At 63.4% G+C, this 24,423-nt stretch carries 31 protein-coding genes; 13 read left to right on the forward strand and 18 right to left on the reverse strand.

The genetic code is table 11. The annotated features are described in order from the left end of the window. Nucleotides 1-175: 175 nt before the first annotated feature. Together ACLLJI_RS07545 and ACLLJI_RS07550 are read right to left on the reverse strand one after the other, a co-directional pair. A complete protein-coding gene (locus ACLLJI_RS07545) occupies nt 176-1,528 on the reverse strand; it encodes a dihydrolipoyl dehydrogenase family protein (RefSeq protein ID WP_434619784.1) in 1,353 nt (450 codons plus the stop codon). A gap of 127 nt (nt 1,529-1,655) precedes the next feature. Next, a complete protein-coding gene (locus tag ACLLJI_RS07550) occupies nt 1,656-1,952 on the reverse strand; it encodes a thioredoxin family protein (RefSeq protein ID WP_434619787.1) in 297 nt (98 codons plus the stop codon). Between the two features lie 55 nt (nt 1,953-2,007). Between ACLLJI_RS07550 and ACLLJI_RS07555 the strand changes: the two genes are divergently transcribed. Next, nucleotides 2,008-2,508, forward strand: a complete 501-nt coding sequence (locus ACLLJI_RS07555) for a heavy metal-responsive transcriptional regulator (RefSeq protein ID WP_434619790.1) — start codon at nt 2,008-2,010, stop codon at nt 2,506-2,508. Nucleotides 2,509-2,892: 384 nt separating this feature from the next. After that, nucleotides 2,893-3,087: a hypothetical protein gene (locus tag ACLLJI_RS07560; RefSeq protein WP_434619793.1), complete on the forward strand. Its 195-nt coding sequence runs from the start codon at nt 2,893-2,895 to the stop codon at nt 3,085-3,087. 286 nt (nt 3,088-3,373) lie between these two features. Here ACLLJI_RS07560 and ACLLJI_RS07565 read toward each other — a convergent pair whose 3' ends face one another. From ACLLJI_RS07565 to fadE16, 6 genes are all read right to left on the reverse strand, one after another. Beyond that, nucleotides 3,374-3,772, reverse strand: a complete 399-nt coding sequence (locus ACLLJI_RS07565) for an Rv1678 family membrane protein (RefSeq protein WP_434619796.1) — start codon at nt 3,770-3,772, stop codon at nt 3,374-3,376. After that, complete coding sequence (locus tag ACLLJI_RS07570; protein WP_434619799.1) at nt 3,769-4,290, reverse strand: DoxX family protein; 522 nt, start codon at nt 4,288-4,290, stop codon at nt 3,769-3,771. The genes ACLLJI_RS07565 and ACLLJI_RS07570 overlap by 4 nt, the downstream gene beginning before the upstream one ends. Before the next feature lie 32 nt (nt 4,291-4,322). Further along, nucleotides 4,323-5,411, reverse strand: coding sequence for an IS630 family transposase (locus ACLLJI_RS07575; protein ID WP_434615129.1), 1,089 nt, complete (start codon nt 5,409-5,411; stop codon nt 4,323-4,325). A gap of 72 nt (nt 5,412-5,483) precedes the next feature. Beyond that, nucleotides 5,484-6,473, reverse strand: coding sequence for an Rv1681 family radical SAM protein (locus tag ACLLJI_RS07580; RefSeq protein WP_434619802.1), 990 nt, complete (start codon nt 6,471-6,473; stop codon nt 5,484-5,486). A gap of 2 nt (nt 6,474-6,475) precedes the next feature. Then, nucleotides 6,476-7,300 (reverse strand): Rv1680 family SBP-like protein, encoded by an 825-nt coding sequence (locus ACLLJI_RS07585; protein WP_434619805.1) that lies wholly within the window; start codon nt 7,298-7,300, stop codon nt 6,476-6,478. Between the two features lie 7 nt (nt 7,301-7,307). Then, nucleotides 7,308-8,441: an Rv1679 family acyl-CoA dehydrogenase gene (gene fadE16, locus ACLLJI_RS07590; protein ID WP_434619808.1), complete on the reverse strand. Its 1,134-nt coding sequence runs from the start codon at nt 8,439-8,441 to the stop codon at nt 7,308-7,310. Between fadE16 and ACLLJI_RS07595 the strand changes: the two genes are divergently transcribed. Continuing rightward, nucleotides 8,434-8,940 carry a transposase gene (locus ACLLJI_RS07595; protein ID WP_434619811.1) on the forward strand — a complete coding sequence of 169 codons (507 nt, stop codon included), beginning with the start codon at nt 8,434-8,436 and terminating at the stop codon, nt 8,938-8,940. The two genes, fadE16 and ACLLJI_RS07595, sit on opposite strands and share 8 nt — an antisense overlap. A 9-nt stretch (nt 8,941-8,949) precedes the next feature. Here the strand turns inward: ACLLJI_RS07595 and ACLLJI_RS07600 are convergent, their stop codons facing one another. Continuing rightward, nucleotides 8,950-10,038: an IS630 family transposase gene (locus ACLLJI_RS07600; protein WP_434615665.1), complete on the reverse strand. Its 1,089-nt coding sequence runs from the start codon at nt 10,036-10,038 to the stop codon at nt 8,950-8,952. A 416-nt stretch (nt 10,039-10,454) separates the two neighbouring features. Here ACLLJI_RS07600 and ACLLJI_RS07605 point away from each other — a divergent pair, with 416 nt between their 5' ends. From ACLLJI_RS07605 to ACLLJI_RS07620, 4 genes are all read left to right on the forward strand, one after another. After that, entirely contained in the window at nt 10,455-10,580 is a 126-nt protein-coding gene (locus ACLLJI_RS07605; protein ID WP_434619813.1) for a hypothetical protein, read from the forward strand. 230 nt (nt 10,581-10,810) lie between these two features. Further along, on the forward strand, nt 10,811-11,194 hold the full coding sequence (locus ACLLJI_RS07610; RefSeq protein WP_434619817.1) for a hypothetical protein: 384 nt from the start codon (nt 10,811-10,813) through the stop codon (nt 11,192-11,194). Between the two features lie 274 nt (nt 11,195-11,468). Further along, nucleotides 11,469-11,603, forward strand: a complete 135-nt coding sequence (locus tag ACLLJI_RS07615) for a hypothetical protein (RefSeq protein ID WP_434619820.1) — start codon at nt 11,469-11,471, stop codon at nt 11,601-11,603. Between the two features lie 119 nt (nt 11,604-11,722). Next, complete coding sequence (locus ACLLJI_RS07620) at nt 11,723-11,962, forward strand: hypothetical protein (protein WP_434619823.1); 240 nt, start codon at nt 11,723-11,725, stop codon at nt 11,960-11,962. Between the two features lie 492 nt (nt 11,963-12,454). On the opposite strand, the gene ACLLJI_RS07625 is transcribed toward ACLLJI_RS07620, so the two are convergent. From ACLLJI_RS07625 to ACLLJI_RS07660, 8 genes are all read right to left on the reverse strand, one after another. Beyond that, nucleotides 12,455-12,967, reverse strand: a complete 513-nt coding sequence (locus ACLLJI_RS07625; protein ID WP_434619826.1) for a hemerythrin domain-containing protein — start codon at nt 12,965-12,967, stop codon at nt 12,455-12,457. Nucleotides 12,968-13,216: 249 nt separating this feature from the next. Next, nucleotides 13,217-13,534, reverse strand: coding sequence for an NIPSNAP family protein (locus tag ACLLJI_RS07630; RefSeq protein ID WP_434619829.1), 318 nt, complete (start codon nt 13,532-13,534; stop codon nt 13,217-13,219). Between the two features lie 150 nt (nt 13,535-13,684). Beyond that, the gene (locus ACLLJI_RS07635; RefSeq protein ID WP_434619832.1) at nt 13,685-14,416 is read right to left on the reverse strand and encodes a mycothiol-dependent nitroreductase Rv2466c family protein; all 732 of its coding nucleotides are present in this window, start codon (nt 14,414-14,416) and stop codon (nt 13,685-13,687) included. Beyond that, entirely contained in the window at nt 14,413-15,246 is an 834-nt protein-coding gene (locus ACLLJI_RS07640; protein ID WP_434619834.1) for an alpha/beta fold hydrolase, read from the reverse strand. The genes ACLLJI_RS07635 and ACLLJI_RS07640 overlap by 4 nt, the downstream gene beginning before the upstream one ends. Nucleotides 15,247-15,716: 470 nt before the next feature. After that, nucleotides 15,717-15,905, reverse strand: coding sequence for a hypothetical protein (locus ACLLJI_RS07645; protein ID WP_434619837.1), 189 nt, complete (start codon nt 15,903-15,905; stop codon nt 15,717-15,719). 153 nt (nt 15,906-16,058) lie between these two features. After that, nucleotides 16,059-16,364 (reverse strand): hypothetical protein, encoded by a 306-nt coding sequence (locus tag ACLLJI_RS07650; RefSeq protein ID WP_434619840.1) that lies wholly within the window; start codon nt 16,362-16,364, stop codon nt 16,059-16,061. Nucleotides 16,365-16,478: 114 nt separating this feature from the next. Then, the gene (locus ACLLJI_RS07655) at nt 16,479-17,030 is read right to left on the reverse strand and encodes a hypothetical protein (protein ID WP_434619843.1); all 552 of its coding nucleotides are present in this window, start codon (nt 17,028-17,030) and stop codon (nt 16,479-16,481) included. A gap of 419 nt (nt 17,031-17,449) precedes the next feature. Further along, complete coding sequence (locus tag ACLLJI_RS07660) at nt 17,450-18,253, reverse strand: IclR family transcriptional regulator (RefSeq protein WP_434619846.1); 804 nt, start codon at nt 18,251-18,253, stop codon at nt 17,450-17,452. A gap of 245 nt (nt 18,254-18,498) precedes the next feature. Here ACLLJI_RS07660 and ACLLJI_RS07665 point away from each other — a divergent pair, with 245 nt between their 5' ends. The 6 genes from ACLLJI_RS07665 to ACLLJI_RS07690 all read left to right on the forward strand — a co-directional run bounded on the left by ACLLJI_RS07665 (nt 18,499) and on the right by ACLLJI_RS07690 (nt 23,855). Then, a complete protein-coding gene (locus ACLLJI_RS07665; RefSeq protein WP_434619849.1) occupies nt 18,499-19,806 on the forward strand; it encodes an MFS transporter in 1,308 nt (435 codons plus the stop codon). Continuing rightward, a complete protein-coding gene (locus ACLLJI_RS07670; RefSeq protein ID WP_434619852.1) occupies nt 19,803-20,573 on the forward strand; it encodes a fumarylacetoacetate hydrolase family protein in 771 nt (256 codons plus the stop codon). Before ACLLJI_RS07665 ends, ACLLJI_RS07670 begins: the two co-directional genes overlap by 4 nt. After that, a complete protein-coding gene (locus ACLLJI_RS07675) occupies nt 20,570-21,544 on the forward strand; it encodes a sugar kinase (protein WP_434619855.1) in 975 nt (324 codons plus the stop codon). Before ACLLJI_RS07670 ends, ACLLJI_RS07675 begins: the two co-directional genes overlap by 4 nt. A gap of 87 nt (nt 21,545-21,631) precedes the next feature. Continuing rightward, a complete protein-coding gene (locus tag ACLLJI_RS07680; RefSeq protein WP_434619858.1) occupies nt 21,632-22,276 on the forward strand; it encodes an orotidine 5'-phosphate decarboxylase / HUMPS family protein in 645 nt (214 codons plus the stop codon). After that, nucleotides 22,273-22,857 (forward strand): 6-phospho-3-hexuloisomerase, encoded by a 585-nt coding sequence (gene hxlB, locus ACLLJI_RS07685; protein WP_434619861.1) that lies wholly within the window; start codon nt 22,273-22,275, stop codon nt 22,855-22,857. Before ACLLJI_RS07680 ends, hxlB begins: the two co-directional genes overlap by 4 nt. Before the next feature lie 710 nt (nt 22,858-23,567). Continuing rightward, nucleotides 23,568-23,855 carry a YrhK family protein gene (locus ACLLJI_RS07690; protein ID WP_434619864.1) on the forward strand — a complete coding sequence of 96 codons (288 nt, stop codon included), beginning with the start codon at nt 23,568-23,570 and terminating at the stop codon, nt 23,853-23,855. A gap of 83 nt (nt 23,856-23,938) precedes the next feature. On the opposite strand, the gene ACLLJI_RS07695 is transcribed toward ACLLJI_RS07690, so the two are convergent. Further along, a complete protein-coding gene (locus tag ACLLJI_RS07695; protein ID WP_434619867.1) occupies nt 23,939-24,232 on the reverse strand; it encodes an acyl-CoA dehydrogenase family protein in 294 nt (97 codons plus the stop codon). Between the last annotated feature and the right edge of the window lie 191 nt (nt 24,233-24,423).

A 24,423-nucleotide genomic window follows, 5' to 3' on the forward strand; every position in this document is an offset into this window, starting at 1 on the left:
CTTTGCGGAGCCCGTCCCGGTTCTGGGTTACATATGCGCTGTTATCGGCGTTTGGGCTTTGCCCACTTCCGATGCCTCAGGGCGCGTGGCTCGCTGCTGCTCGCTGACTCGGCTGATCACCGCGATGCTGGCTAACGGGCGCGGTTGAACTCGATGTCGTGACGGTGACCCCGCCTTAAAGCATTGAGCTCAGGTCGGACCCGACCGACGGATAGGTGGGCGTCATGGATTTGAGTTGCCGGGCGGTCAGTCCGTGTTTCATAGCCAGGCTGAACGTGTTGGCGAGTTCGGCGTATCCGGCTCCGAATAGGTGCGCGCCGACTATGCGTTGGGTTGATTTGTCGATGAGAATTTTGGCCGCGCCGGCGGTTTCCCCGATCCGGTAGCCCGAGTACCACTTACTGGTGTCGGAATACCGGACCTCCACGTTCAGTCCGTTGTCCCGGGCCTCGTGCTCCAGCATCCCGAGACGGACCAGTTCAGGGATCGTGAAGACTGCCGTCGGAGTGGCGGCGTAGTCGGGAACTGTGAAACCGGAGTTCAACATGTTGGAAGCGGCGACTTTCGCCTCGAAAACGGCCACCGGAGTCAGCGGCAGACCTGCGGTGTCTGCCGAATCGCCCGCGGCGTAGATAGCGGGGTTTGTGGTGCTCTGCAGGTGCTCGGCGACATCAACGCCGTGTTTTCCGTAAGCCACGTCAGCCGCTTCGAGGTTTAACCGCGATAGGTCCGGGGTTCGTCCGGCACCGTGAACCACCAGGTCCGCATCAAGGGTTGCGGAGCTGCCGCCCTCATCGAGGTGTACCCGGTAGCCGGCGGGGGTCTTCTCGACGCCCGTGATGCTTGTGCCGCGCCGCACTTCAACCCCGCCCTGCGCGCCGCGGTCGATCAGCAGTTCGACGAGGTCCGCGTCGAAGGATTTCAGCGTGCGTTCTCCCCGATCAACGATGACCGGGGAGCTGCCCGCGCGGGCAGCGATGTGAGCGAACTCGAAGGAGACGAAACCGCCGCCCACGAACACGATGCGGGCAGGAAGGTTCTTAAGATTGAGGAACTCGGTGCTGTCAATGAGGTGTTCCGTGCCCGGGAAGTTCAAGGATCGGGGCGTGGCGCCGGTGGCGATCAGGACTTTGGACGTTTCGAACGTCGTCCCGGAGATTTGAACCTGAGCTGGTCCGGTGAAGCTGGCGGTCCCGTGCAGGGTCTCTACCCCCTGATCGTGCAGATTGTTTTCCATGCTCTGCGGCACTGGGCCGGTGAAGCCGTGCTTGTGCCTCATCAGCTCGGCCCAGTTGACAGACAGTGCGTCGCTGTCGATTCCTTTGCCCTTCATCAGCCGGGCGTTCTCCACGATCTCAGCGCCGCGCCGCAGGATTTTCTTCGGGTCACATCCTCGCAACGCACACGTCCCGCCATAGGGAAGTGCATCGACGATCGCCACGCGCCACCCCGCCGAAGAGCATTTGGTCGCCGCGGCGGTCCCGGCCATCCCGGCACCAATGACCAGCAGATCGTAGTTCTGAGGCATTTCAAACTTTCTCTTAGTCAATATCGCGTGGCTGCCCTGACATTTCTCGTTGATAGGAGCACTCACGCCTGATGGGTCCCCGGAAGCGGAGCAGACCGTTGCGGTTCGCCGTCGTTGTCCCCGCCTTTCAGCCCGCGCCGATGGCTGAACGCAGCTGTTCGATGCTGGGGGAGCCCGCGGCCCCTTCCGGGGTCATGTACCGGCGGCATGCCAATCCCACCGTCGCACCGGCGGCGAACATATCAGCGCCATTGATGAGGATGGTTGGAGAGCCGTGGAAGCCCACCCGCTCTGCCTCCTCTACCGTGTCCACGACCTGTCGGGTCAGGACGACGTCGGGCCGTTGCGCGGCAAGAGTCATCAGCCCGGCCTCGGCGACTTTCCAGTTCGGGCAACCGTCGAAATACTGCAGGGTGATCTCCATACCCGAAACCCTAAACCTTGAAGTTCGGTATAAGGTCAAGCCTTAGACTGAGATCATGCTCATCGGGGAAGTCAGCGCCGTCACCGGCATAGACACTCAAACCATCCGATTTTACGAACGCCAGGGACTGCTGCCCACCGCAACCCGGGCGCCGAACGGTTACCGGATCTACGATGATACTGTCATCCGTCGGCTGCAGTTTGTCCGCGCCTCCCAGTCCGCCGGACTCACCCTGTCAGATATCAAGGGCATCCTCGCCCAGCGTGATTCCGGTGACGCACCCTGCGCCCACGTCTCGGCCCTCCTCGAGGAAAAACTCTCCGATGTCCGAGCCCGCCAGCTCGAACTCGCCGCCCTGGCAGCTGAACTTGGACGACTCGTTCAATCGAGCCACGATCTCGATCCCGCCGACTGCTCCGACGCAGATATCTGCCACATCATTTCAACCCCGCGAGCGGATCAACACGATACATCGAACGCCCGGACCTTGTCCTACAGCCCCGGGCAGAAATCGGCCTGCATAAATGCACGGCCCCAGCCTGTTCCGTATCGTTGACATCTGCTACTAAAAGGTCCCGCTGCGCGGGATAGCCATGGCGCCCAGATCGGAGCTGCCGCGGGGATTTCGGACAGCGGAATTAGTGGTTTCTTCTACGCTGCTGAGAGTTATTAGGGTTTTGGGGTCCCTGATGCATTGAGCAGATCTTTCAGTTCCGTGATCTGGCCCGGCAGGGCTGCCAGCTCTTGGGGGCCGTAGTCGGTCGGTACGTCGATGATGTGAAAATGTGATTGATCGACAAGCTGTGGCTTAGCCGGGGGCGTCGCCGGTATCCTGGCCGAGTTCTTTCACTTCCAGCTCCAGCGGGCGCCCGTAGGGTATGCGAACCTGCCAAAGGTCAGGCTGAAAGCTCAGGTGTGCCAAGCCGACGTTGACACCACCATGCTGCCACCTATCGTTTGGCGTGCGGAGCGCGACCTCGATCCGGTCACCAGTGAGTCGACGACCCAGGCACTGTCCTATCAGTACCGTCGGTACCCCTACTACCAGCACGACGACGATACACACCAGCACAGCGCCGCGGCGGTCTCCGTGTCCGGAAAGCACGCGGAAGAAGGAGAACGATCAGAACTCTGACGAGGACACTCACGACGAGGCTAAGATGCGGAACGACGGCTCACGGCGGGGAGTACGACTGCGGGGCAAAGTGACAACGATTGTGAGCCGTGTGCTTGGCCGGGAGGTGCAATGACGACCTGGAGAAGCCCAGAATCTTTGATAGATATGGTGACAACTGGCCATCTGTGTGGCCGCGAATGGTTGTGTCGAAATTGTGTCCACGACAGCTGAGCCTCGCGGCGACTTATCTCGCGGCGATAGCACGTGGTCTTCGTCGAGTATCCGGAAATTAACGATGTTCTCGTCAACTTTTCTCTGGCAACGGCCGCGAGGTGAGCCATATAGCGAGGAACGCAGCGCCGAGGCCGACCATCAAGGAGGCGGCGTTGACCGAGCCGGAGATGATTCCGATCGTCTGACCGTAGGTGACGAGGCGCACCAGTCCGATGACGATCAGGATCGTGCCGGCCGAGAACAGGAGCACGGGCATCCGCAGCACGCATCCCAGGGCGGCGAGGGTGCCCAGACCGACGAACACAAGTGCCTGCACCAGGTTGACCGAGACGAACTGCAGCGGCGTGTAGTGCACGAGCGCGAACAGGGAGCTCAGGGCGGTGAAGCCGGCAACTATCAGGCCGCGGGCACGCCAACCCATCGGCGTGCGGGCAGAACGGGTATCCGCGGGGCCGCTGGCGCCGCTCATGAGAGCACCATCGCGATCCGAGCCGGACGACCCGCCGCAGACGACCACCGCGGTCTCAGCAGCCCGTCGACGCCGGCGATACGCCCGGCCGCGGTCGCCAGGATTACGAATTGCGCGGCGAACATCAGGTAGTAACTCCACTGCCACTCCCCGGGCGTGTTCAGCACCGAGAGGGTGATGGCCACGGTCTGCAGGATGCCGATGGCCGCCCAGAAGCGCGTCAAAAATCCCACGAGCAGGAACGCCCCGAGGCAGAACTCGACGATCAGCACCCCCCAGCCGAAGAGCGCGAAGTTAGGGAAGATAACGTTCTGCACCAGCCAGCTGAAGGGCTCGAGCACCGGATGCTTCACCGCGTCGGAGGTGAACTGGTACAGACCACTCTGGGAGGCCTGCCCGAAGTCGGGCGGACGTTTCCAATCCACGTTCTGAAGCCACAAGAGCCCCACGGCGATCCGTACGGCCGCGAGCACAGCGCGCGCGGCTCGACCAGTCTCGATCTGGTTGATGCCCGACACTTCGGCGGTCCGGGTCGTACTAGTGTAGTGTCTCAGTTTTGTTTTGTGGCTTGGAGGGCTACGCGTCCGCGGCGGACTTTTTCGATGATGGAGTCGGCGGTCGCTGTCCAAATCAGCGGCGTGGGGTTCTCGTTGTTGACGCGGATGTAGGCTTCGATTTTCTCGATTAAATCCGGCACCGAGTGGAAGACCCCGCGGCGCAGTGCCCTCTCCGTGAGGTCCCTGAACCAGCGCTCCACCAGGTTCAGCCAGGAGGAGGAGGTTGGGGTGAAATGCAGGTGAAACCGCGGGTTCTTCTCCAGCCACGCTTTCACGTTCGAATGCTTATGGGTCGCATAGTTGTCCACTATGAGGTGGATTTGAAGGCCCTTGGGGACCTCCTTCTCGATGGTTTTTAGAAACCCCAGGAATTCATCGTGCCGGTGCTTGGGCACGCAGGATCCCAGGACCTTTCCCGTGGCGACCTCCAAGGCCGCGAAGAGCGTGGTGGTTCCGTTGCGCTTGTAGTCATGCGTTACGGTCTCGGCCCGACCCCTGACCATCGGCAGGGACGGTTGGGAACGGTCAAGAGCCTGGATCGAGGTCTTCTCATCCATGCAGAAAACCATCGCGTTCTCCGGCGGATTCAGGTACAGCCCGCACACATCAATGAGCTTCTCGTCAAAGTTCGGATCGGTGGAGAGCTTGAACGTCTTGATCAGGTGCGGCTTCAGCCCACGTGCCGCCCAAATCCGCTGCACCTGCGCCGGAGACACACCGACACGTGCCGCCATGGACCGCACCGACCAATGCGTCGCACCCTCCGGTTTGGAAAACCGCGTCAATTCAACGATTTCGGCGATCTTCGACTCCGGGATCGCCGGCTTGCGCCCCCGCCCCTCCTTGACCTTGCCGAACTCCTTCAGCCCTTCCCCTACGAACCGGGCACGCCAAGCCCGCACCGTCGCCGGGCTTACACCCACCACCCGGGAGATCCACTCGTTAGCCAGGCCCTCGGCAGCCATCAGGAGAACCTGCGCCCGCTGCACCTCGCGATGTGAAGCAAGCCGAGACTTGGACAGGGCCTCCAAGACCTGGTGCTGGGCGTCGGTGAGGGTCAATGCGGGAGCTGGATTCGACATGTTCCCAGCTTAATCCACAAGTCATAAACTATTTTGGAGACACACCACTAGTCATGGCGTTCTCATTCCGTTTCAGGCACAGGCGAACATCGAGGTGGCGGCCGTCACCGACGACCACTGTTGGGTGAAGAGTTCGCTCACCCGGTCGAGCGAGGGAGCGAGCGGCAGGATCTGTCGACTCACGAGAGCGTCCTCGTCGAGCGCGGCAACCGGATGCCAGTAGATGCCTTCCGCCGTGACGGTCACCTCGGGGATGAGCGATTCGCGCGAGAACGCGACCCCCTCATCCGCGACGCCCTGGTGCGCGATGGGCCGGATCACCTGATCGGCTCGCGGGATCCCGAGCCCGTCGAAGAGGGCGTGCAGCTCGTCGAGGGCCGGGTCGTCGTGCGCCGAGATCGTCGCGGCGACCCGCACGGTGAAGCCCTCGGCGAGTGCAACTCGAATGCCGGCAAGCGCCCGCATCCAACTGCCGGCGCCGCGGTGCAGGTCATGGACCTCGGCGGTGGGGGAGTCCACGCTGATCTGCAGCGCAAATCCCTCGCGCGGCATCGCCCGCAGTTTGCGCAGCCCCTGGCCACGGAACAGCATCCCATTGGTCAGCAGCGTGGTCGGCAGCCGGTCGACGCAGGCCCGCACGATCGTATCGATGTCGGGCAGCAGGAACGGCTCGCCGCCGGTGAGATACAGCTCGTGCACGCCCCACCCGGCGGCTTCGGCGACGAGCGCCTGGATGGCGTCGATCCCGAGCAGTCGCGGGTCGGTCTTCGGCGAGGACGCGACGCAGCAGTAGTCGCAGGCCAGGTTGCAGTGGAAGTTCGTGTACAGCCACAGCCGGGCCCCAGGCATCCGGTCGGCGGGGATCATCGAGGCCGGGTTGCGCGGCCGGCCCCGGCCGACGGTAACGTTACCGGTGTCCTGCTCGACCATCAGGGTACTGACGAGGGTGTTGCCGGTCTTCTCGCACCAGCGGCGCACGAGTTCCAGTTCGCTTGCTGACGCCACCGCGAACTCGGCGGTGTCACCCTCGGCGAGCTGTTCGACGGTGCGCATCAGCGCCATGACTACCATCGAGCGTCCACCCCCTGCTCCTCGATCGCCTCGAACAGACCCGTATAGCCCTCGAGGTGCGGCTCGACCCATGCCGTCAGCCCCTCTAGTTCGAGGATGCGCCGGTGTGCAGGAACCTCCCAGTCCATGGCGAGCAGCTTCGCCACCCACGGCGCGTACACCGACTCGGGCAGGGTGTCGAGTGCGGTGAACATGCAGTGCGAGTAGGTCTCGGTCTGCCATACCGGCTCGAGCATCCCGGGCATCAGCTCGCCGCGGCCGAGGTTCTCCCAGACCGTGATGCCGATGGCGGCGACATCAGCATCACCGGCAAGTACCGCGTCGATCGCGTCCAGCTCGCTGCGCCCGGTGTCACCGTGCTTGCCGATGTCACTGTCAAAGCGTCGCAGCTGCATGTGGTCTACATCCACCCCGGCCGTGCGCAGGTAGTGCAGGGGCAGGATCGCGGCGTGAGCTGAGTCCGCCGACCCGAGTGCCAAGCGCCGGGTCGCGATGTCGCCGGGGCCGGACCAGCCGCTTCCCGCGGCCGCCACGAACACCGTCGAAAACGCGGCGTCCGTGTCGCGCATGGCGAGCGCCCGCACATGCCCATCGGTCTGCAGCACGGCACGCGCGTAAGCCAGGTTGGTATTCCAGGCAATGTCGATCATCCCGGCCTGCAATGCGTCGACCAGGCGGCCGTAGTTGGAGAACAGCACGAAATCCATGGCCGAAGCGGGCTCGTCAAAGTAGTCGCGAATACCTTCCCAGATGGGAACGACGTTCGGCGTGTAGGCGACTGCTCCGACGAGCAGAGGGGCTCCAATTAGCTGCGACATCCGGCGCTCAGAACAGCGGAAGGCCGGTGAGGGCCTTGCCGTAGAAGTCGTAGAGCACATCGGCGGTCGGCGCCATGACCGAGCCGGCGCGCGCATCCCGGAACGCCCGCTCGATCGGCAGCTGCTTCGAGAACGCCGCTCCTCCGCAGACCCGCATCGCCGATTCGGTAATCGCCAGCGCGGCGTCGTTCGCCGAGGCTTTCACCCCGAGCACGAACAGTGCGGTGTCATCCGCTGGGGTCGTGACCCGTGCCGCCGCCTGCGCAAGGTAGGAGCGCTGGGCGGCGAGTGCAATGCTCATTTTCGCCACCTGAGCGCGGATGGTCGGCAACGCGGACAGCGCCTGATCCAGATGCTGCAATCGGGCACCGGTCACGTGGGTCGTCGCCGCATCCACCGCCGCCCGAGAGAGCCCGAGCGAGACAGCCGAGTTGCCTAAGTTAAACCATGGCAGCACGGTTGCCATCATCGTGCCGAATCCGCTGCCCGGCTCGCCGATGCGATAGCTGGACGGTATCGTCACCGACACCGACATCGGGCTCGACGCGTTGCCGCGCAGCCCCAGCCCGCTCCATGGACCGGCGATCTCCAGACCCGCAGTGGCGGACGGGATCGCGTACAGGTCGACTGTCTCAGGGTCGACCGCGCTCTTCGACGACATCACATACACATCGGCGTAGCCGGCCGAGGTCACCCAGCTTTTGTCGGCCGTGAAGCGCAGGTCGTCCCCATCGGCGACGGATTCCGACACGGGAGCCCAGAAGTGCGAGCGCGACCCTTTTTCACTGAAGGCGAGTGTGCCCAGAACCTCGCCCGACGCCATCCGCGAGAGGAGGTCCGGCATCGCGGCCGGCGGGGCGGCTGCCACGGTCACCGCGGCAGCGATATGCATCAAATAGATCATCGCGGTCGAACCACAGGCGGCAGCGATAGAACCGATCACCTCGATGAACTCGGCTGGACCGGCACCCATGCCCCCGGCGTCCTCGCCGATCACCAGCCCGAGCAGGCCGCTCGCGCGGAGCGCCGCGACTGAATCGACGGGGAAGATGCCGTCGGTATCGACCTGTTCGGCGTGAGCGGTGGCCACTGCGGTAACCTCCGCGACCGCCTCGTCAAGCGTCGTCTGCGTCATGGTCATCCGGTGTCCTGTCTTCGTTGATCAGGTATCTCGACACCGCTTTCGCGGGGAGCGTTTGGCTAAGTATGCACCACCGGGACGTCAACGCCAACGAGCTCACCGGGCCGCCGCCCGTGAAGAAGGGCTCCAGCACGACTACCGGGCCTACCGGCCCCTGGCGGAACGATCCATCGGCTGGGTAGTCGCCGGCGGGAACCGGCGTCTGAGATACCTCGGAGTGGAAAAGAATCATATTTGGCTGCAGGAACGCGTCGCTGCACGGAACCTTCGACGACTGCTGAAACGGGGACTTACCGGCCAAAACGGGGCCTGTCCTGCCCGGACCCACGACCCTGCCGATGCAAAGTCACACAACCGGCTTCCAAGCCCGCAAAAAACCCTCACCCGGAAATACCCGAAGCCAGAAAAGAGAGCCCCAGCGAGCCACCCACGGTCCGGGAAAACGAGTCAGCAACGAAATCCGCGGACCAGAATTACCACTTGTTCAGCGCACTACTAGTGTAGTGTCTCAGTTTTGTTTTGTGGCTTGGAGGGCTACGCGTCCGCGGCGGACTTTTTCGATGATGGAGTCGGCGGTCGCTGTCCAAATCAGCGGCGTGGGGTTCTCGTTGTTGACGCGGATGTAGGCTTCGATTTTCTCGATTAAATCCGGCACCGAGTGGAAGACCCCGCGGCGCAGTGCCCTCTCCGTGAGGTCCCTGAACCAGCGCTCCACCAGGTTCAGCCAGGAGGAGGAGGTTGGGGTGAAATGCAGGTGAAACCGCGGGTTCTTCTCCAGCCACGCTTTCACGTTCGAATGCTTATGGGTCGCATAGTTGTCCACTATGAGGTGGATTTGAAGGCCCTTGGGGACCTCCTTCTCGATGGTTTTTAGAAACCCCAGGAATTCATCGTGCCGGTGCTTGGGCACGCAGGATCCCAGGACCTTTCCCGTGGCGACCTCCAAGGCCGCGAAGAGCGTGGTGGTTCCGTTGCGCTTGTAGTCATGCGTTACGGTCTCGGCCCGACCCCTGACCATCGGCAGGGACGGTTGGGAACGGTCAAGAGCCTGGATCGAGGTCTTCTCATCCATGCAGAAAACCATCGCGTTCTCCGGCGGATTCAGGTACAGCCCGCACACATCAATGAGCTTCTCGTCAAAGTTCGGATCGGTGGAGAGCTTGAACGTCTTGATCAGGTGCGGCTTCAGCCCACGTGCCGCCCAAATCCGCTGCACCTGCGCCGGAGACACACCGACACGTGCCGCCATGGACCGCACCGACCAATGCGTCGCACCCTCCGGTTTGGAAAACCGCGTCAATTCAACGATTTCGGCGATCTTCGACTCCGGGATCGCCGGCTTGCGCCCCCGCCCCTCCTTGACCTTGCCGAACTCCTTCAGCCCTTCCCCTACGAACCGGGCACGCCAAGCCCGCACCGTCGCCGGGCTTACACCCACCACCCGGGAGATCCACTCGTTAGCCAGGCCCTCGGCAGCCATCAGGAGAACCTGCGCCCGCTGCACCTCGCGATGTGAAGCAAGCCGAGACTTGGACAGGGCCTCCAAGACCTCGTGCTGGGCGTCGGTGAGGGTCAATGCGGGAGCTGGATTCGACATGTTCCCAGCTTAATCCACAAGTCATAAACTATTTTGGAGACACACCACTAGGGGCCGGTCGCTGACTTTTTTGCCAGGGGGGATGGCTGTCGGAGGGCAAAAATTGAGGCTTAGACTGCCGGGCCATGTGCGGGCCGTTCCCGCACCGGCGCTGTCCTTGGTCCTTCACGGTATGCGGGCCTGGAGCCGGTGGTTTTCTCCGGAGGGATGAAGACGAAGGACCGGCAGGCCGCCGTCGATCGGCTGGCCGGCAGCGATGACGAACAGCCACTGCTGGTCCTGGGGCCGGCTCCTACATCGGTGAAGGTTTTGACTGCCCGAAACTGAACACCCTGTTCCTGGCCGCGCCTGTTTCATTCAAAGGCAGGCTGGTCCAGTACGCCGGGCGCATCATCCGGCCATATCCGGGGAAAGCGTTGGCGACGGTTCACGACTACATCGACGAGTCCACCCCGGTACTGGCCGCGTCGCTGAACAAACGTGCAGCCGGATACGTTGCCCTCGGATTCCCTGATCCACGGAAACTCTCAATCGAGGGCTGAGAGAGCGTAGATCCTGTGAACCTCAAGGAAAGCGAGATTCAAGGCGGTCATCGGGGTGGCGGCGGGACGCTGCGTCCGGCGGTGTTGGCGAGGGACCTCGCGCACGACGATCTTTGGCCATGTTTCCGGGGGATGGCCCTGCGCACGGAAAGCCGTTGTTGGTTCCGGCGGCCTCTGCGTAGAGACGGAGTCCTATTGAATGGGTGTAATTGCGGTGTTATCTTGGTGGTATGAGTATTGAGTCCATCATCAGTTCCGGCCACGCCCGGACGGCACGACTGGACATTCATGAAATTGTCCGCCGGTTGAATACGCACCTCGGAGCGACCCTGGTCGCGGCCTTGTCTGGGTCGAAGGACCGCAAGCTGCCGCATAAGTGGGCGAAGCCGGATGGTCCGCAACCCGGGCCGACGTTCGAGAAGCGGCTGCGCCTGGCGCACCGTGCCTGGGTCAATATCGCCGATGCGGAAACTGACCATGTTGCCCGTGCCTGGTTTATCGGCGGCAACCCGTTTTTGGGAGAGGACACGCCCGTGACGGCGATCCGCGAGGACCGGGACAAGGCTGTGATGGACGCAGTCGCTTTTTTGCTGGAAGACCGTCAGGATCTGTAGTGGGTGATGGGGGACGCATCTGCACCCGAACCGGGTTACGCCATTTCCGCGCCGACGTAGTTGGTTGGCGGGTAGCGACTCGGGCCTATGGTCCTTTATCGCCTTTGGAGAGGCTGGCGGGGGAGGGGCGGCCCCACTGGAACAGGTATGACACTCCAGGGTCCACAATCTATCTTTCGGACGGCCCTCGAACGGCGTTCGCGGAGATGCTCTCGGGTTCAAGCGCAGGTTCGGGACCGCCGACCCGTTGCAGAAAGAGGCTGAATTCCTCGGAATGACGTTATCTGACTTTCTCCACGAGGTGGCCGGAGAATGGGCCGAGTCGCAGGCAATGCGTACCGGGTGCGTGCTGCGGCACTGGCGGGACCGGCGCCTCCTCTACCAGGTGCGGATACCGGACAACGGTTAGTGGATTGACATAGAGCATCCCGAATCGATGTCAGTGATCGGGGAAGCAATTGGTGATCAGCTTGCCGCGGAAGCTGATGTTACGTCTTTGACTTGGGCGTTTTGCGTGGAGAAAACCGCTTGGCCACCACGAATATCGCCAGTTGGCTGCGGTCCCGGCTTTTGGACGACGGTTCAGCCGCCGCCGGGATCCGATTCACCAGCAAACACGGAGGCCATCATTGCTGGGCGTACTGGCTACGTCACCGTGACCTCGGGCTTGCCGAAGACAGCCTGGTCGTTGACGACGGAACTCCTATCGACCTACACAATCGCGACCTCTCGGCCGTCGGCCGCCGTTTCAACATCCAGATCTTGTAGACACACGCGACTAGCACCGGTTGAATCAACAAGATCCGTGCCATGATCGGCGGCCCCTACGGAGTTGAAGTGTATGGCTCGCGAGCACCCTACGGTTCGTGCTGCTACTCTATGCCAGGTTGCGGCGGCAGGCCGGTCTGGTTGGCGTTGTGATGGATCACTGACTGTGACTTTTGTTGAGGCTTTAGAAACTCGGCTTTGGTGGGTCAGCGTTGAGATGGGGTCCGTCGCACAAAATGCACCGGTCCGAGTATCCCAGCCGAACCGGCGACTTCATCTGGCCGCATACCGGCGACCATACGCCCGCAAGTACAGGCAACCAGGGCGCTGCAAGACTTTGGCGTTGGAAATTTTTCACATTGACTGGCCAACCAATTGGCTCAAGGACGGCTGGGCGGCGTTGTCCGCCGGGTGGAACACCCGTTACACCGAGGCGGCCCTGACCGTCCTATGAAGGCAGGGGCATCCCATACAATAACTTACTTTGAACGGTCATTGCCGGTCCTTGACGTAGTCCTCCGGATCAACATCATAGGGTTCGATGCCGGCGGCGTGGGCTGCTTCAAAAGCGCAGAAGGCAACAGCGATAGTGTGGCGCTCGTCCAGACAGACGTGTCGGCGGAAATCGGTTAGTCCTTCCCGTTCTTCTTCGGCCATGTGGTCGCCGTTGACTTTATTAACGTTCGCGATTGCTGACCACCAGGGATCTGATCCGGGATCATGGGCGGCAACATCCTGGATGGCGTCGCGGATCTCGTTGTGGTCGTGGATGGCGTCTTTGGTTTCCTCGCCGGGGCTCCCGTTGGCGCTGGTGTCCGTCCCCAGTGTCAGCAAGACGGGGTAAAAAAGCAATTCTTCGGCTTTGGCATGGACTTCCAGGAGTATCCGGAGCCGCTCCCAGACTGCGGTGGCGTGGCCTTGTTCTGCGGTGTGCATCTCGTCAAGCAGGGCGAACATGCGCCGCTGGTCGTGGTGGTCATTGAGGATGATTTCCGTAATGTCCATAGGAGCGCCTTCTAACTGTTGATGAGCTGCTAAAACGCCTGTTTGTGCTGATTGCGGTAGGCGAGTGCCAGTGCCAGTGCCAGTGCCATCGCCATCAGCCTATGACCCGATGTCCGGTATGGCTGTGGGGCGGCAATGCGCTGACCGGGAACGGGACCGTCCACGTCGAAGGTTGGTCCCGGAGGGACGCCCGCGGGCGGACCCCGGAGCTCTGCGGCTTGGAAGGCGGTGAAGTCCGGTACGGCACTTTCAGGCCTGAAGTGGAGAGAAATCAACCGCGTCCAGGAGTACCGACTCGATACGGGTCGTGAGCTCGCCATCTTGCACCGAGGACGCGCGGGCGCTGATCCAGTCCGGGTCGGCTGCGAACGCTGCCCAGTTCTCCTTCGGTGCCCCTCGGTGCTGGAGCAGGTAAACCAGGGTGTTGGCATCCGAGGCGCGAACCCAGTACCCGATACTGCTCATCCCGTGCCGCTCCAGAATTTCGACCGTGTGATCGCGGAAGCGCTGCAGAAGATCCTCCATCCTGCCCTCGGCCGAGTTATAGGTGCGCAGTTCGAATGTCATGGTATAGCCTCTTTCGTTGTTCTCCCGGCTGACGTCGGCGCCGGGTGGGCTGGTTGTGCAACTTAGTGGGTGAAGCGTTGATCCGTAGCCACGCCGCTGCTACGTCTGCGGCGTTCTGGACAGGCGGACCGTGAAACAGGCGCCCCTCCCCTAATTGTGGGTGCGGCGGCTTCCACTGTGCCAGTCCTCCTGCAGGCCGGCCTCGTCGTCCCGCACGCCGAAGCTGCGCAGCTGGGGTTGCTCCCGCAGGCTGCGCTTCATCTCAGCGAACCCAGGGAAGCGCGCCAGGCCCACCACGTGGTCCCATAAGGCCGCAGCATCGTCTTCGCGGGGAAGCCGGCTGATCACGGGTCCAAAAAAGGCGATCCCCGCGGGCGGCTCGAAATGAAGAATTGGCGTGCCGACGTCCTTGCCGGTAAGTGCCAGCGCCTCCTCTCCCTCCGCACGGATCACGGCGTCCCACGACGAGTCCTCCAGCGCCGAGGCGTACGAGAGGTTCAGATTTGCGGCGGTCAGTGCGGGCTCGACGAAGTCCGAGGTGCCGCGGTGGTCAAGCTCGGGTGTGTCCAGGCTGGGGTCGGGGTCGGAATCGAAGACCCGTGCTCCCAGCCTTTCGTAGAAAGCGCCGACCGCCTCCGGGCCGTGGTCGGCACGGACGGCAGCCGCCACGCGGAGCAGCCGCAGGCCTGCGGTGTGTCCGGCATCGTACCCTTCCGGGAAACGGGCGTCGTAGTCAACGTCGGCGTTGATAAGCCGGAGCGAAATAAACCGCCATTCCACCTGATAATCACGCTGCCGTGCGACCATGCGTACCCATTTGCTGGTCATCCAGGCAAACGGGCACACCGGATCGAAGTAGAACCGGATGTCAGGGTTTTTCATTGGTGGGCCTCCAAATGGTGGAGGATCGCCGCGACTACCTGCTCGGGCGAATCCTCGGTCGGGATGTGCTTGCCGGGAACTTCAGTCAGCTCGGCATTGGGGATTTCTTCGACGTACCGGCGTGCGAAGGAGACCTTCTGGAAGTCGTCGTCGCGGCCCCACACCAACCGTGTGGGGATGGCGGCCCGTTGCAGGGCAGGGACCACGTCCATGGTGTAGCGCGGATCGGCGGCGGCGGCCATTGCCATCCATGACCGCTGCCGCGCCGGCTCCTGCCACGGCGAGAGATAGTCGTCGACTTCTTCCTGGCGCAGCGGCCGGGCGACGGCGCCGCGGATTGAGATTTCCCGCGCGCCGAGCAGGTCTGCGCCGCTGGTGGCCGCACGAACGTCCGGATCCCGGAATTTCTCGACGGCGGGCACGGGCCAGGAATCAAACATCACCGAATTCATTAAGACAAGGCTCCGCACCCGGCCGCTGGTCGCAGCGATGTGCTGGGCGATCCCGCCCCCGATATCGTGTGCAGCCAGGTCGAAATCCGTGATTCCGAGCTCGTCGGCTGCGTCAAGGACCGTCGCGGCGAGTGCGGGGATGGTGGCACGGCCAACGTCGAGCTCGCCGCCGCTGCGGCCGAATCCGGGCAGGTCAAGCGCTATACACCGCCTGACCCTGCCCAGCGCGGGCAGCACCGGCTGCCAGACCCGGCTCCAGAACGTTCCGTGCAGCAGAAGCAGCGGGGGAGCTCCTTTATCCCCGGAGGCCAGATACGACAACTCAGTTCCGTTCACTGTCACCTGTTCCCGGCGCACCGGCCCGTCCTGCTCACCCATGGCGATCCTTTCTGGTGCCTTGCATAGCTGCGGAAAAAAAGGGGCTCACCGCGTCGCTTAGGCGCCACTAGTGCCCGGTCGTCAGTCTGCTGGACGCAGCGTGCCCCGGCGATAATGTCATCCCAAGCACCGGCGCGGCCCCGGTTCTAAGACCATTGCGACCTGCCACAACCGGTATCAGGATACCCCTGTCTAAAGCCCTGCCGGCAGGTATCCCGTCAGGTAAAACAATGGGCGCCGTCTCTGTAGACGACAATGAAATGACCACACTGGCAGCTCCACAAGCGACAAATGCGCGAGATCCGCCGCAGTACAATCGCCGTCGGAATCCTTCCACGACTTCACCGGCCCGATCCGCCACGTCGGCGCCGTCGGAGCCGGTTTTAGTCAGTTCATGGTCGCTGGGGAACGGGACGTCGTGACGCTTTGGATAGTATTCCGGTTACATGGAGAATTGCGTGGTTGTTGGGTTACGGCTGGCGGCTGAGGATCTTTTCGACCCGTTCAACGAGGGCGGTTTCGCCAGGTTGCAGCGTCGTTAACTTGCCGCCGGCCATTTGGCAGTTCCGGTTCTCGACGAGCTGGCGGTGCAGCCTGGTCTCCGGATGGGGTCGCAATGTGTTGAGCACGCCGCCGCTCGTGCTCTCGAGGATGACCAACGCTGACGAAAATGACGGCGAGTGTTTCGCCAGTTGAATAGATGACGTCCAAGGTTCCGGCGTCCCGGCTCCCGGGGCCCTCCTTGATAGTCAAGGCACCGTAGAGAAGCCGGTCTAGGAGTACCAGACAGAATGCCAGGCATCCGATCCCGATCAGGACAAACCCGGTTTTAAAGGCGGGGAGTGTATCCCCGGAATATTGAGCCAGCACACGCGGGCGATGTCGCAGCAGACCCAGATGATGAATGCCGATCCGGCCCACAGGAACACTTCCATGCCGGGCTGGTCACCGTAGGTCAGCGGCAAATTACGATCGGTCGCGTCCACCCGGCTGGTCAAAAAGGTGACGACGACGGTGACCCCGGCCAGCACTATTGCTGCGCGTCCGACGGCCAGCTGGTGCCGCCGCCATCGTTCATCAGCGACGACCGCGAGTAAAATCCCGGTCGGAATTGCCAAAATTCCAGTAGCATTCCCAAGGTGGCGGCGGCCCATCCCGTCCTTTGGCTATGTGCCTTCGGCTGGCTGTCTGAGCGGCGGCGAGGATTTTGGATTGCGGTGACTCCCTGGGCGTCAGCTTCCCGTCGCGGGCCCAGACGGTCCGGGCCGGGTGGAGGGGGCGGATGCACCGGTGTTGAGTAGTTTGAGGGCGAGCACTGCGGCGAGGGTGGCGACGGGAAGTTCAACGAGAACCGCCTCGAGGATGGCCACGGTCAGGGGCATCCCCGGTGGGGCTGTGGTGATGGCAAAGAGTGCATCAATGCATAGGCTCGTTGAGAACGCTGTCGTGGGCAACACGGCGTACTTGCTGCGTCTGTGCAGGAGTACGGCGCTGAATAGCGCTGCAAGTCCTTCGAAGCTGTCCAAGGCAGCCCACGCAATGTTCCAATTGTTCGCGACGGTTACGGAGGGCAGTGTTCGGGCCAGGTAGATGATCCAAACACTGTAGAACAGAACGATGCCGGTCCCGGCGACAATGGCTGTCCTACGCCATTTCCGGCCCCACAGGCTCGAGAAAATGCTCGGGCCCACCGAGATCGCCATGATCGCTGTGGCCACCAGCACCAACCCGATTTTCACGTCGGTAAACGATGGGCCGCCGGACCAATTGCCCGCTAACGACACCGTTCCGCCCCCTCGCTTCCAAGCTTGGCCGGTGACTGGGTGGGAGCCTGTGCAGTCACCGCGGCGGCCGCTGGGATCGACGCCGCAGGCCCGACGACGGTTCTCGCCGTAAGCACCAACAGCAAGGGCGGCTGCGGCTGAGACCGGTACCGGTGGGGGAAGCGGTTGGCATCCGGATCATCCCATTGTCCTTTCGATGTGTCAGTGAATGCCGGCGTCCTGGCGGCCGGCCCGGGGCACAGCCCGCCGTTGCAAGTATCAATTCGACCATAGGCTGAGCGGACGGAAAGCGTAAAACGCCTCGGTGGTCAGCCCGCGCTGGATGGTTTCGAGACCCGCCACGACTTCCTCGGTGCGCGCAATGGCCGCACGCTTGAGAACGCGGGAGATGCTAGGAGCCGGGGCGCTAGAGCAGGGGATCAGCGGGACGGCATCCGAACAGCGATCCGGCGTGCGGCCGCAGTGAGCACCGGCACGTATTCGATGAGCTGCTCGATGCTGGTCCGATAAGCCGGCGCGGCGGTCGAGATCGCGGCGAGTGCCACGCCATCCGGCCCGAGAACGGGGACTGCCACGGCGCGGATGCCGACCTCGTGTTCTTGGTCGGCCAGAGCCCAGCCGCGGGTCCGCACTTCGTCGATGGCCGCGCGGAAATGCTGGCGGTCGGTGATGCAGTTGGGGCCTTTGGCAGTCAGCTCGAGGCTGCTCAACAGGTCTTCGCGGACGGCCTGGGGCGCCATGGAGACCAAGACTTTGCCCTGGGCGGTGCAGTGCAGTGGACCGTGGGTACCCGGCCTGCCGATAACGCTGACGCCTTGGGGCCCCTGGACCGAGTGGACGTACAGTTGCTGATCCCCCTCCCGGACCGCCATCAGCGTTGCTTCGCCCGTCAGCGCTGAGACTTCCTCCAGGATCGGGCGCGCCATCCCCGTCAGCCCGCGGGCCTGGGCCACGGACTGCCCGAGCACGAACACCTGTAGACCCAGGGTGTATCGACGCGATTTTGGCTCGAACTCCAGAAAGCCGTCCCGGACAAGTGACCCCAGCAGCCGGTGCGCGGTACTCAGCGGAAGCTGGCACTCACGGGCCAGCTCGGCGGCTGCGGCGCCGTGCGGGTGTTCGCCCAGTCGATTTAGCAGGCCGAGAGCCTTGGCTACCATGTCCCGTCCGCTGCTTCTCCGCGCGTCTGCCGGGTCATCGACCTCGGTAAAAGTTTCGCTCATCTCCGCCTCCGTATCCGTCACTACTCCCACCATACGGGAACAGCGCCCGGAGAGTGGAATATTTCCTTGACAAGCGCGCGCAGAAGAAGGCACGCTATTTCTATCTGATGAGAGTTACTCCCATTATATGGGAGTCGTGATAATCCTCCAACCATGGCAAGGGAGCCAATATGGACACGCAATCAGGGGCGCATCAGTCCCAGGGATCTAGCAGAGCTGGCCGCTCGCCCAACCCGGGTACCACCGTGGGAGACGTTCTGGGCCACCAGCGTTGGGCACGGCTGCTGCCGATAGCCTTCGTCACCTACAGCCTTGCGTACCTGGACCGGTCGAACTATTCGATCGCCGTCGCCGGAGGGATGAAGCACGATCTCGGGATCACCGGCGGCGTTTCCGCGCTGATCGGCGCGTCGTTCTTCATCGGCTACTTCCTCTTCCAGGTTCCAGGAGCGCAGTACGCGGAAAAGCGCAGCGTGCGCACGCTGATCTTCTGGAGCCTGATTCTCTGGGGCGCCCTCGCGGCAGCCCAGGGTGTGATCCAAAATGTGACCCTTCTGATCATCGACCGGTTCCTCATCGGCGCCGTCGAAGCCGCCGTGCTCCCGGCCATGGTCATCTTTCTGGCTCACTGGTTCACCAAAGCCGAGCGGGGCCGGGCAAACACCTTCCTGATCCTCGGCAACCCCGTTACGGTCCTCTGGCTGACGGTGGTGTCGGGATTCCTGATCGAGGCGACCTCGTGGCGCTGGATGTTCATCCTCGAGGGCATCCCGGCGATCATCTGGGCCTTCGTCTTCCGCAAGCTGGTGGCCGACCGCCCGGATGACGCGAAGTGGCTCAACCCCACGGAGCGCGACCAGGTCATCAATGCCCTGGAAGCCGAACAAAAGTCGATCGCCCCTGTCGAGGGCGGCTTGGCCGCCGCACTTCGCTCCCGCAACGTCGTCCTGCTCTCCATCCAGTACCTCCTTTGGAGCCTGGGTGTCTACGGGTTCGTCTTCTGGCTCCCGACCATCGTCAAGGCCGGATCGGGCCAGGGCATCGGACTGACAGGCCTGCTCTCCGGCGCCCCCTATGCGCTGGCCATCATCGTCATGGTGTTCAACAGTCGCGCCTCTGACCGCTCGGGGAACCGTAACCGGTTCGTCTGGCCGTGGCTCGCGCTGGGGGCTGTTGCCTTCTACGGCTCATATCTTCTGGGACCGGACCGCTTTTGGCTCTCCTTCCCGCTGCTGATTATCGCCGGCGCCGCAATGTACGCCCCCTACGGGCCGTACTTCGCGAACATCTCCGAGTTCCTGCCGAAGGCGATCGCCGCGCCGGCCATTGCCGTGGTGAACTCCTTCGGTGCCATCGGCGGGTTCATCGGCAGTTACCTGGTCGGCTGGCTCGATTCCCTCACCGGATCTTCCTCAGCATCCTTCCTGCTGATGGCCGCGTCCCTTGCCGCGGCGGCAGCAATCATGCTGTGGGTGCGTCCCGCTGCAGCCTCACGAACCCTCCCCGGGGCGCAGTTGCCACTCTCCAGCGAGAGCCGAAGAGGACGTGAATGAGGCTCGTCCGTGTAGAGCACGACGGCGGCCCCAGGTGGGCCGTCGTCGAGGGTTCCACTCTGGTGCTGATCGAGGACCCGTGGCCGGGCGTGGCGGTTGCCACCGGTGAGAGGGTGCCGCTGAAGGGCGCGCGGCTGCTGGCGCCGGTCACACCGATGAACGTGGTGGGCATGGCGCACAACACCGGGCCCGCAGATCGGGAACTGCCGGCTCAGGCCTTTCTCAAACCGGCCCGGGCCCTGACCGGTCCGGGGAGCGCAATCCCGGTTCCGCAAGGCATAGGACGGGTGGACGCCGAAGCCGAACTTGCCGTCGTGATCGGCAGGACGGCGCGGCACCTGACGCCGCAGGACGCCCTCCGGCACGTGCTCGGTTTCACGCTCTCGAACGATGTCACTGCCCGCGACCTTCAGGAGAGCGATCCGCTCTGGACAACAGCCAAAGGCTTCGACTGCTGGACCCCGCTGGGACCTTGGCTCGAAACCGCGCTTGATCTCTCGGATGTGCGGCTCACGTTAAGTATTAACGCGGTGCCGCTCGAATCCGGAAGCACCGCGAATCTGGCGCGCAGCGTCGTGGAGGTGCTGGTGTACATCACCTCCTTCATGACGTTGGGACCCGGGGACGTCGTGCTCACCGGGGCGCCGGGTGCGGTCGGCAGGATTCGGCCCGGGGACCGGGTCTCGGTCAGCTCGCCGTTGCTCGGCCGGTTGGAGAGTACCGTGGCTGCGGAACCCGTCCTTGCGGCCGCCGGAGCAGCGTCGTGAACGGCCCGGTGTTGGACGTCGTCACCTTCGGGGAGGTGATGGCGATGTTCGTCGCTACCGAGTCGGGGCCACTGGAGAGCGCAGTGAATTTCAGCCGTGCCTTGGCCGGAGCGGAAACGAACGTCGCCATCGGTCTCGCCCGGCTGGGCCATCGCGTCGGCTGGGTGGGCCGCGTGGGGGAGGACCATTTTGGCCGCTTTGCGCTCGCGGAACTGGCCAACAATGGCGTCGACACCGCTGCGGTTTCCTTCGACCCAGAGGCCGCCACGGGATTCCAGCTCAAGAGCCGTGCGGACGGCGGAGACCCCGAGGTCGCTTACTTCCGGAGGAACTCGGCCGGCAGCCGCCTGGCGCCGTCGCCCGCCACGGATGCCTATATCTCCTCGGGACGCCATCTCCATGTGACCGGAATCCCGCTCGCGCTATCACCCAGCACGCGTGCCTTCACGCTCCGGGCCATCACAATAGCCCGGGAATCAGGAATGACGGTCTCTTTTGACCCCAATCTCCGGCCAGGCCTCTGGGCGTCGCCGGAAGAAATGATCCAGGTGACAAACGATGTTGCCGCCACCGCGGATTGGGTTCTGCCCGGTCTGGCCGAGGGACGGCTGTTGTCCGGTCTGACCGGTGCAGACGCGGACCAGGTGGCCCGGTTCTACTTGGACCGCGGGGCGCAGCGCGTCGTCGTGAAGGCCGCCGTACAGGGCGCCTCGCTGCACACGGCTGCCGGCCGATGGGGCCGCCCGATCTTCCCGGTGGAGGTGGTCGACACCGTCGGCGCCGGGGACGGGTTCGCCGCAGGCCTGATCAGCGCGCACCTGGACGGGCTGTCGGTCGAGGCCGCGCTCGAGAGGGCGGCGGCGATCGGCGCGCTTGCCACCACCAGCAGCGGCGACAAGGATGGCCTTCCTGACCGGCCAGCGCTTGCGGCGTTCCTGGCGGAACAGCACTTGACGGCCGCCCTGAATTGAGGGGAGCCTGCCTTGAGCGGACTCGGCTGAGGACCAGCACTGTCAATCGAACCATGAAAGCTCCACCCAACAGAACGGAAGTAAGCAGTGCAGCTGCAGATCGCACTTGATCGGATGCCACTACGGCGGGCAATCGACATCACCCGAGCCGTCGCCCCCTACGCCGACTGGATAGAGGTGGGCACCTCACTCGTCAAGCACTACGGTATGGACGCGGTGGCCCAGCTTGTCCAGGCAGCCGGTGGTAAGCCGGTCCTGGCCGACCTGAAGACCGTGGATGACGCTGCGTTCGAATTCGGCCTGGCCTACGACGCCGGTGCATCATCGGCAACGGTACTGGCCCTTGCGGAGGACGTTACCGTCGACACGGCAGTCCGGGTGGCTGCGGAACGGGGATTGGAAGCCGTCGTCGACCTGATGGTTGTGCCGGAAACGAGGCGCTCTGGGCTGGCGGCCCGGTTGCCCTCCCATGTTGTACTGGCCGCGCACATCGGCAAGGACGCGCAGCAATCCAGAGCAAAGCCGGTCCACCTCCTGGGACCGTGGGCTTCCGGACGCCCGGTGGCCGTTGCCGGGGGCCTCGGACCGCACGAACTGGCTTCGCTTGGCGGAGTCCAGAACCTCCGCGCCATCGTTGGTTCCGCAATCACCGGCGCCGAGGATCCTGCCGCCGCCGCATGGACGGTCCGCGCCGCCGCTGACGCCGCCGAGCGTGAGGTGGCACCGCGATGAATGAAACCAATGCGGCCCCCGGGCAGCAGCAATTGGACTTGTTGGACGTCGTCCTGTCCGAGATCACCACCGTGGTGCAGGGCGTCAAGCGGGAGGATATCCAGCGCCTGGCTGACGTGTTGGCCGGCGCCCCGCGAATTTTCGCCGCCGGCGAGGGCCGCAGTGGCCTGATGGCAAAGGCATTTGCGATGCGCCTGATGCACCTCGGCCTGCCCGTGCACGTCATCGGGGAAAGCACCACACCGTCGGTACAACGCGGCGACGTGCTCGTGGCGATTTCGGGATCAGGCACGACGGCGGGCACGGTCCGGGTGGCGCTGCAGGCTGCCACGGTCGGCGCGATGGTGCACGCCGTCACAACTGATCCTGACTCGCCGCTCGCCGCCCAGGCCGCGACGGTGCTGGTGCTGCCCGCAGCCACGAAATACCGCCGCCCGGGCGAGGCCATGACCGTTCAGCCGCTCTCCAGCCTCTTTGACCAGGCCACGCACGTGGGTCTCGACGTCGTCTGCCTGCTCCTGGCAACGCGCCTGCAGGTCGATAACGCGGCCGCGGCGGCCGCACATGCGAACACTGAGTAAGACAGATCAGGATAGCCTGCGTCATCGTCCATGCGATGACGCAGAAGGGGCGTGGAAACGCCCCACCCGGCGCGTCATATCAGGATGGTTGCATGACTGACTATCGGCAACTTGGTACCGCCTGCCTCACCGTCTCCGCCGTCGGCCGGGGCTGCAACAATCGTGGCCGGCCCGGAACACCGCGGAATCACAGCGCGGGACGAACACTGTGGTCCATGCGGCCATCGAGGAGGGCATCACACTTTTCGATGTAGCGGTCACTTATGGCAACGCCTGCCATAGAAGCCTGACCTTACCCTGGCGTCAGTTTGGTTTGTATCCTAACGGGCCTATTACAAAATGCATCAGACCGGGGTGTCTCACGGGCAGACTTGCATGAAGGGGGATTGCCTCGTAGCTCTCTGGCCTGCCGGCGTTTTCCCAGACAGGGTCGAAGACGTAGTATCGGCAACGCTGTCAGCGGTGCCTCGGAGGGCTAACGCCGGTCGCGTTCGAGACAAATAATAGCGGAGTGGCACACTGAACCCCCGGAGTCAACGGAATCCGGGCAGTCCCTACTTGGATTTGCAAGGGCGCGGAAACTACTCCGATTTCCTCCAATACCCTCTCCTCCTAGCTATTGATCGGCGAACAAAACCGGCACTCTCGACAGGCAGCGGCCAGGGTCCGCGGGGTGCGTATCAGAATCGAAAATAGAAAATGAGAACTATATGCGATTGTTTGACCCCTCCCGTAGCCAACAAAGCCCAGCGCACGCACGATGGTTTGCCACCATTGAGCTCATCTACACTGTTGTTGACTTCACCGCCGCCGCTCTCTTCATCATCGGCAGCATCCTTTTCTTCTCCCCCTCGGCCATGTCGCCGGCCCTGTGGTGCTTCCTTATCGGGTCCGTCTGTTTTGCCCTCAAGCCGACATTGCGCCTCGTCCGTCAGCTTCATTACCTCAAACTGGACAAGATCGATAAGCTGGCCGAAATTGAACGCCACCCCGGCTGACTTTGGACTGCCAGGAAATTGGTTAGCCACATCAGTGCTGACCGGGACCGGTGGCCCTCTGCTTTTGCTGCGACATCCGGCGCTCAGAACAGGGGAAGGCCGGTGAGGGCCTTGCCGTAGAAGTCGTAGAGCACGTCGGCGGTCGGCGCCATGACCGAGCCGGCGCGTGCATCCCGGAACGCCCGCTCGATCAGCAGATGCTTCGAGAACGCAGCCCCTCCGCAGACCCGCATCGCCGATTCGGTAATCGTCAGCGCGACGTCGTTGGCCGAGGCTTTCACTCCGGGCACGAACAGTGCGGTGTCATCGGCTGGGGTCGCGACCCGTGCCGCCGCCTGCGCAAGGTAAGAGCGCTGGGCGGCGAGTGCAATGCTCATTTTTCGCCACCTGAGCGCGGATCGTCGGCAACGCGGACAGCGCCTGATCCAGATGCTGCAATCGGGCACCGGTCACGTGGGTCGTCGCCGCATCCACCGCCGCCCGAGAGAGCCCGAGCGAGACAGCCGAGTTGCCTAAGTTAAACCATGGCAGCACGGTTGCCATCATCGTGCCGAATCCGCTGCCCGCC

The sequence above is a fragment of the Arthrobacter sp. A5 genome, from assembly GCF_051131705.1.
Classification (GTDB): Bacteria; Actinomycetota; Actinomycetes; order Actinomycetales; family Micrococcaceae; genus Arthrobacter_M.

Bases quoted from the DNA above. Each gene is read 5' to 3' on its own strand.
- ACLLJI_RS07690 (WP_434619864.1), top strand. From the start codon at position 23,568: ATGCGATTGTTTGACCCCTCCCGTAGCCAACAAAGCCCAGCGCACGCA.
- ACLLJI_RS07635 (WP_434619832.1), bottom strand. From the start codon at position 14,416: ATGAAAAACCCTGACATCCGGTTCTACTTCGATCCGGTGTGCCCGTTT.
- ACLLJI_RS07625 (WP_434619826.1), bottom strand. From the start codon at position 12,967: ATGGACATTACGGAAATCATCCTCAATGACCACCACGACCAGCGGCGC.
- ACLLJI_RS07610 (WP_434619817.1), top strand. From the start codon at position 10,811: ATGAGTATTGAGTCCATCATCAGTTCCGGCCACGCCCGGACGGCACGA.
- ACLLJI_RS07615 (WP_434619820.1), top strand. From the start codon at position 11,469: ATGACGTTATCTGACTTTCTCCACGAGGTGGCCGGAGAATGGGCCGAG.
- ACLLJI_RS07670 (WP_434619852.1), top strand. From the start codon at position 19,803: ATGAGGCTCGTCCGTGTAGAGCACGACGGCGGCCCCAGGTGGGCCGTC.
- ACLLJI_RS07600 (WP_434615665.1), bottom strand. From the start codon at position 10,038: ATGTCGAATCCAGCTCCCGCATTGACCCTCACCGACGCCCAGCACGAG.
- ACLLJI_RS07640 (WP_434619834.1), bottom strand. From the start codon at position 15,246: ATGGGTGAGCAGGACGGGCCGGTGCGCCGGGAACAGGTGACAGTGAAC.
- ACLLJI_RS07585 (WP_434619805.1), bottom strand. From the start codon at position 7,300: ATGTCGCAGCTAATTGGAGCCCCTCTGCTCGTCGGAGCAGTCGCCTAC.
- ACLLJI_RS07595 (WP_434619811.1), top strand. From the start codon at position 8,434: ATGGTCATCCGGTGTCCTGTCTTCGTTGATCAGGTATCTCGACACCGC.
- ACLLJI_RS07580 (WP_434619802.1), bottom strand. From the start codon at position 6,473: ATGGCGCTGATGCGCACCGTCGAACAGCTCGCCGAGGGTGACACCGCC.
- ACLLJI_RS07565 (WP_434619796.1), bottom strand. From the start codon at position 3,772: ATGAGCGGCGCCAGCGGCCCCGCGGATACCCGTTCTGCCCGCACGCCG.
- ACLLJI_RS07575 (WP_434615129.1), bottom strand. From the start codon at position 5,411: ATGTCGAATCCAGCTCCCGCATTGACCCTCACCGACGCCCAGCACCAG.
- ACLLJI_RS07630 (WP_434619829.1), bottom strand. From the start codon at position 13,534: ATGACATTCGAACTGCGCACCTATAACTCGGCCGAGGGCAGGATGGAG.
- ACLLJI_RS07660 (WP_434619846.1), bottom strand. From the start codon at position 18,253: ATGAGCGAAACTTTTACCGAGGTCGATGACCCGGCAGACGCGCGGAGA.
- fadE16 (WP_434619808.1), bottom strand. From the start codon at position 8,441: ATGACCATGACGCAGACGACGCTTGACGAGGCGGTCGCGGAGGTTACC.
- ACLLJI_RS07555 (WP_434619790.1), top strand. From the start codon at position 2,008: ATGCTCATCGGGGAAGTCAGCGCCGTCACCGGCATAGACACTCAAACC.
- hxlB (WP_434619861.1), top strand. From the start codon at position 22,273: ATGAATGAAACCAATGCGGCCCCCGGGCAGCAGCAATTGGACTTGTTG.
- ACLLJI_RS07550 (WP_434619787.1), bottom strand. From the start codon at position 1,952: ATGGAGATCACCCTGCAGTATTTCGACGGTTGCCCGAACTGGAAAGTC.
- ACLLJI_RS07560 (WP_434619793.1), top strand. From the start codon at position 2,893: ATGCTGCCACCTATCGTTTGGCGTGCGGAGCGCGACCTCGATCCGGTC.
- ACLLJI_RS07695 (WP_434619867.1), bottom strand. From the start codon at position 24,232: ATGAGCATTGCACTCGCCGCCCAGCGCTCTTACCTTGCGCAGGCGGCG.
- ACLLJI_RS07545 (WP_434619784.1), bottom strand. From the start codon at position 1,528: ATGCCTCAGAACTACGATCTGCTGGTCATTGGTGCCGGGATGGCCGGG.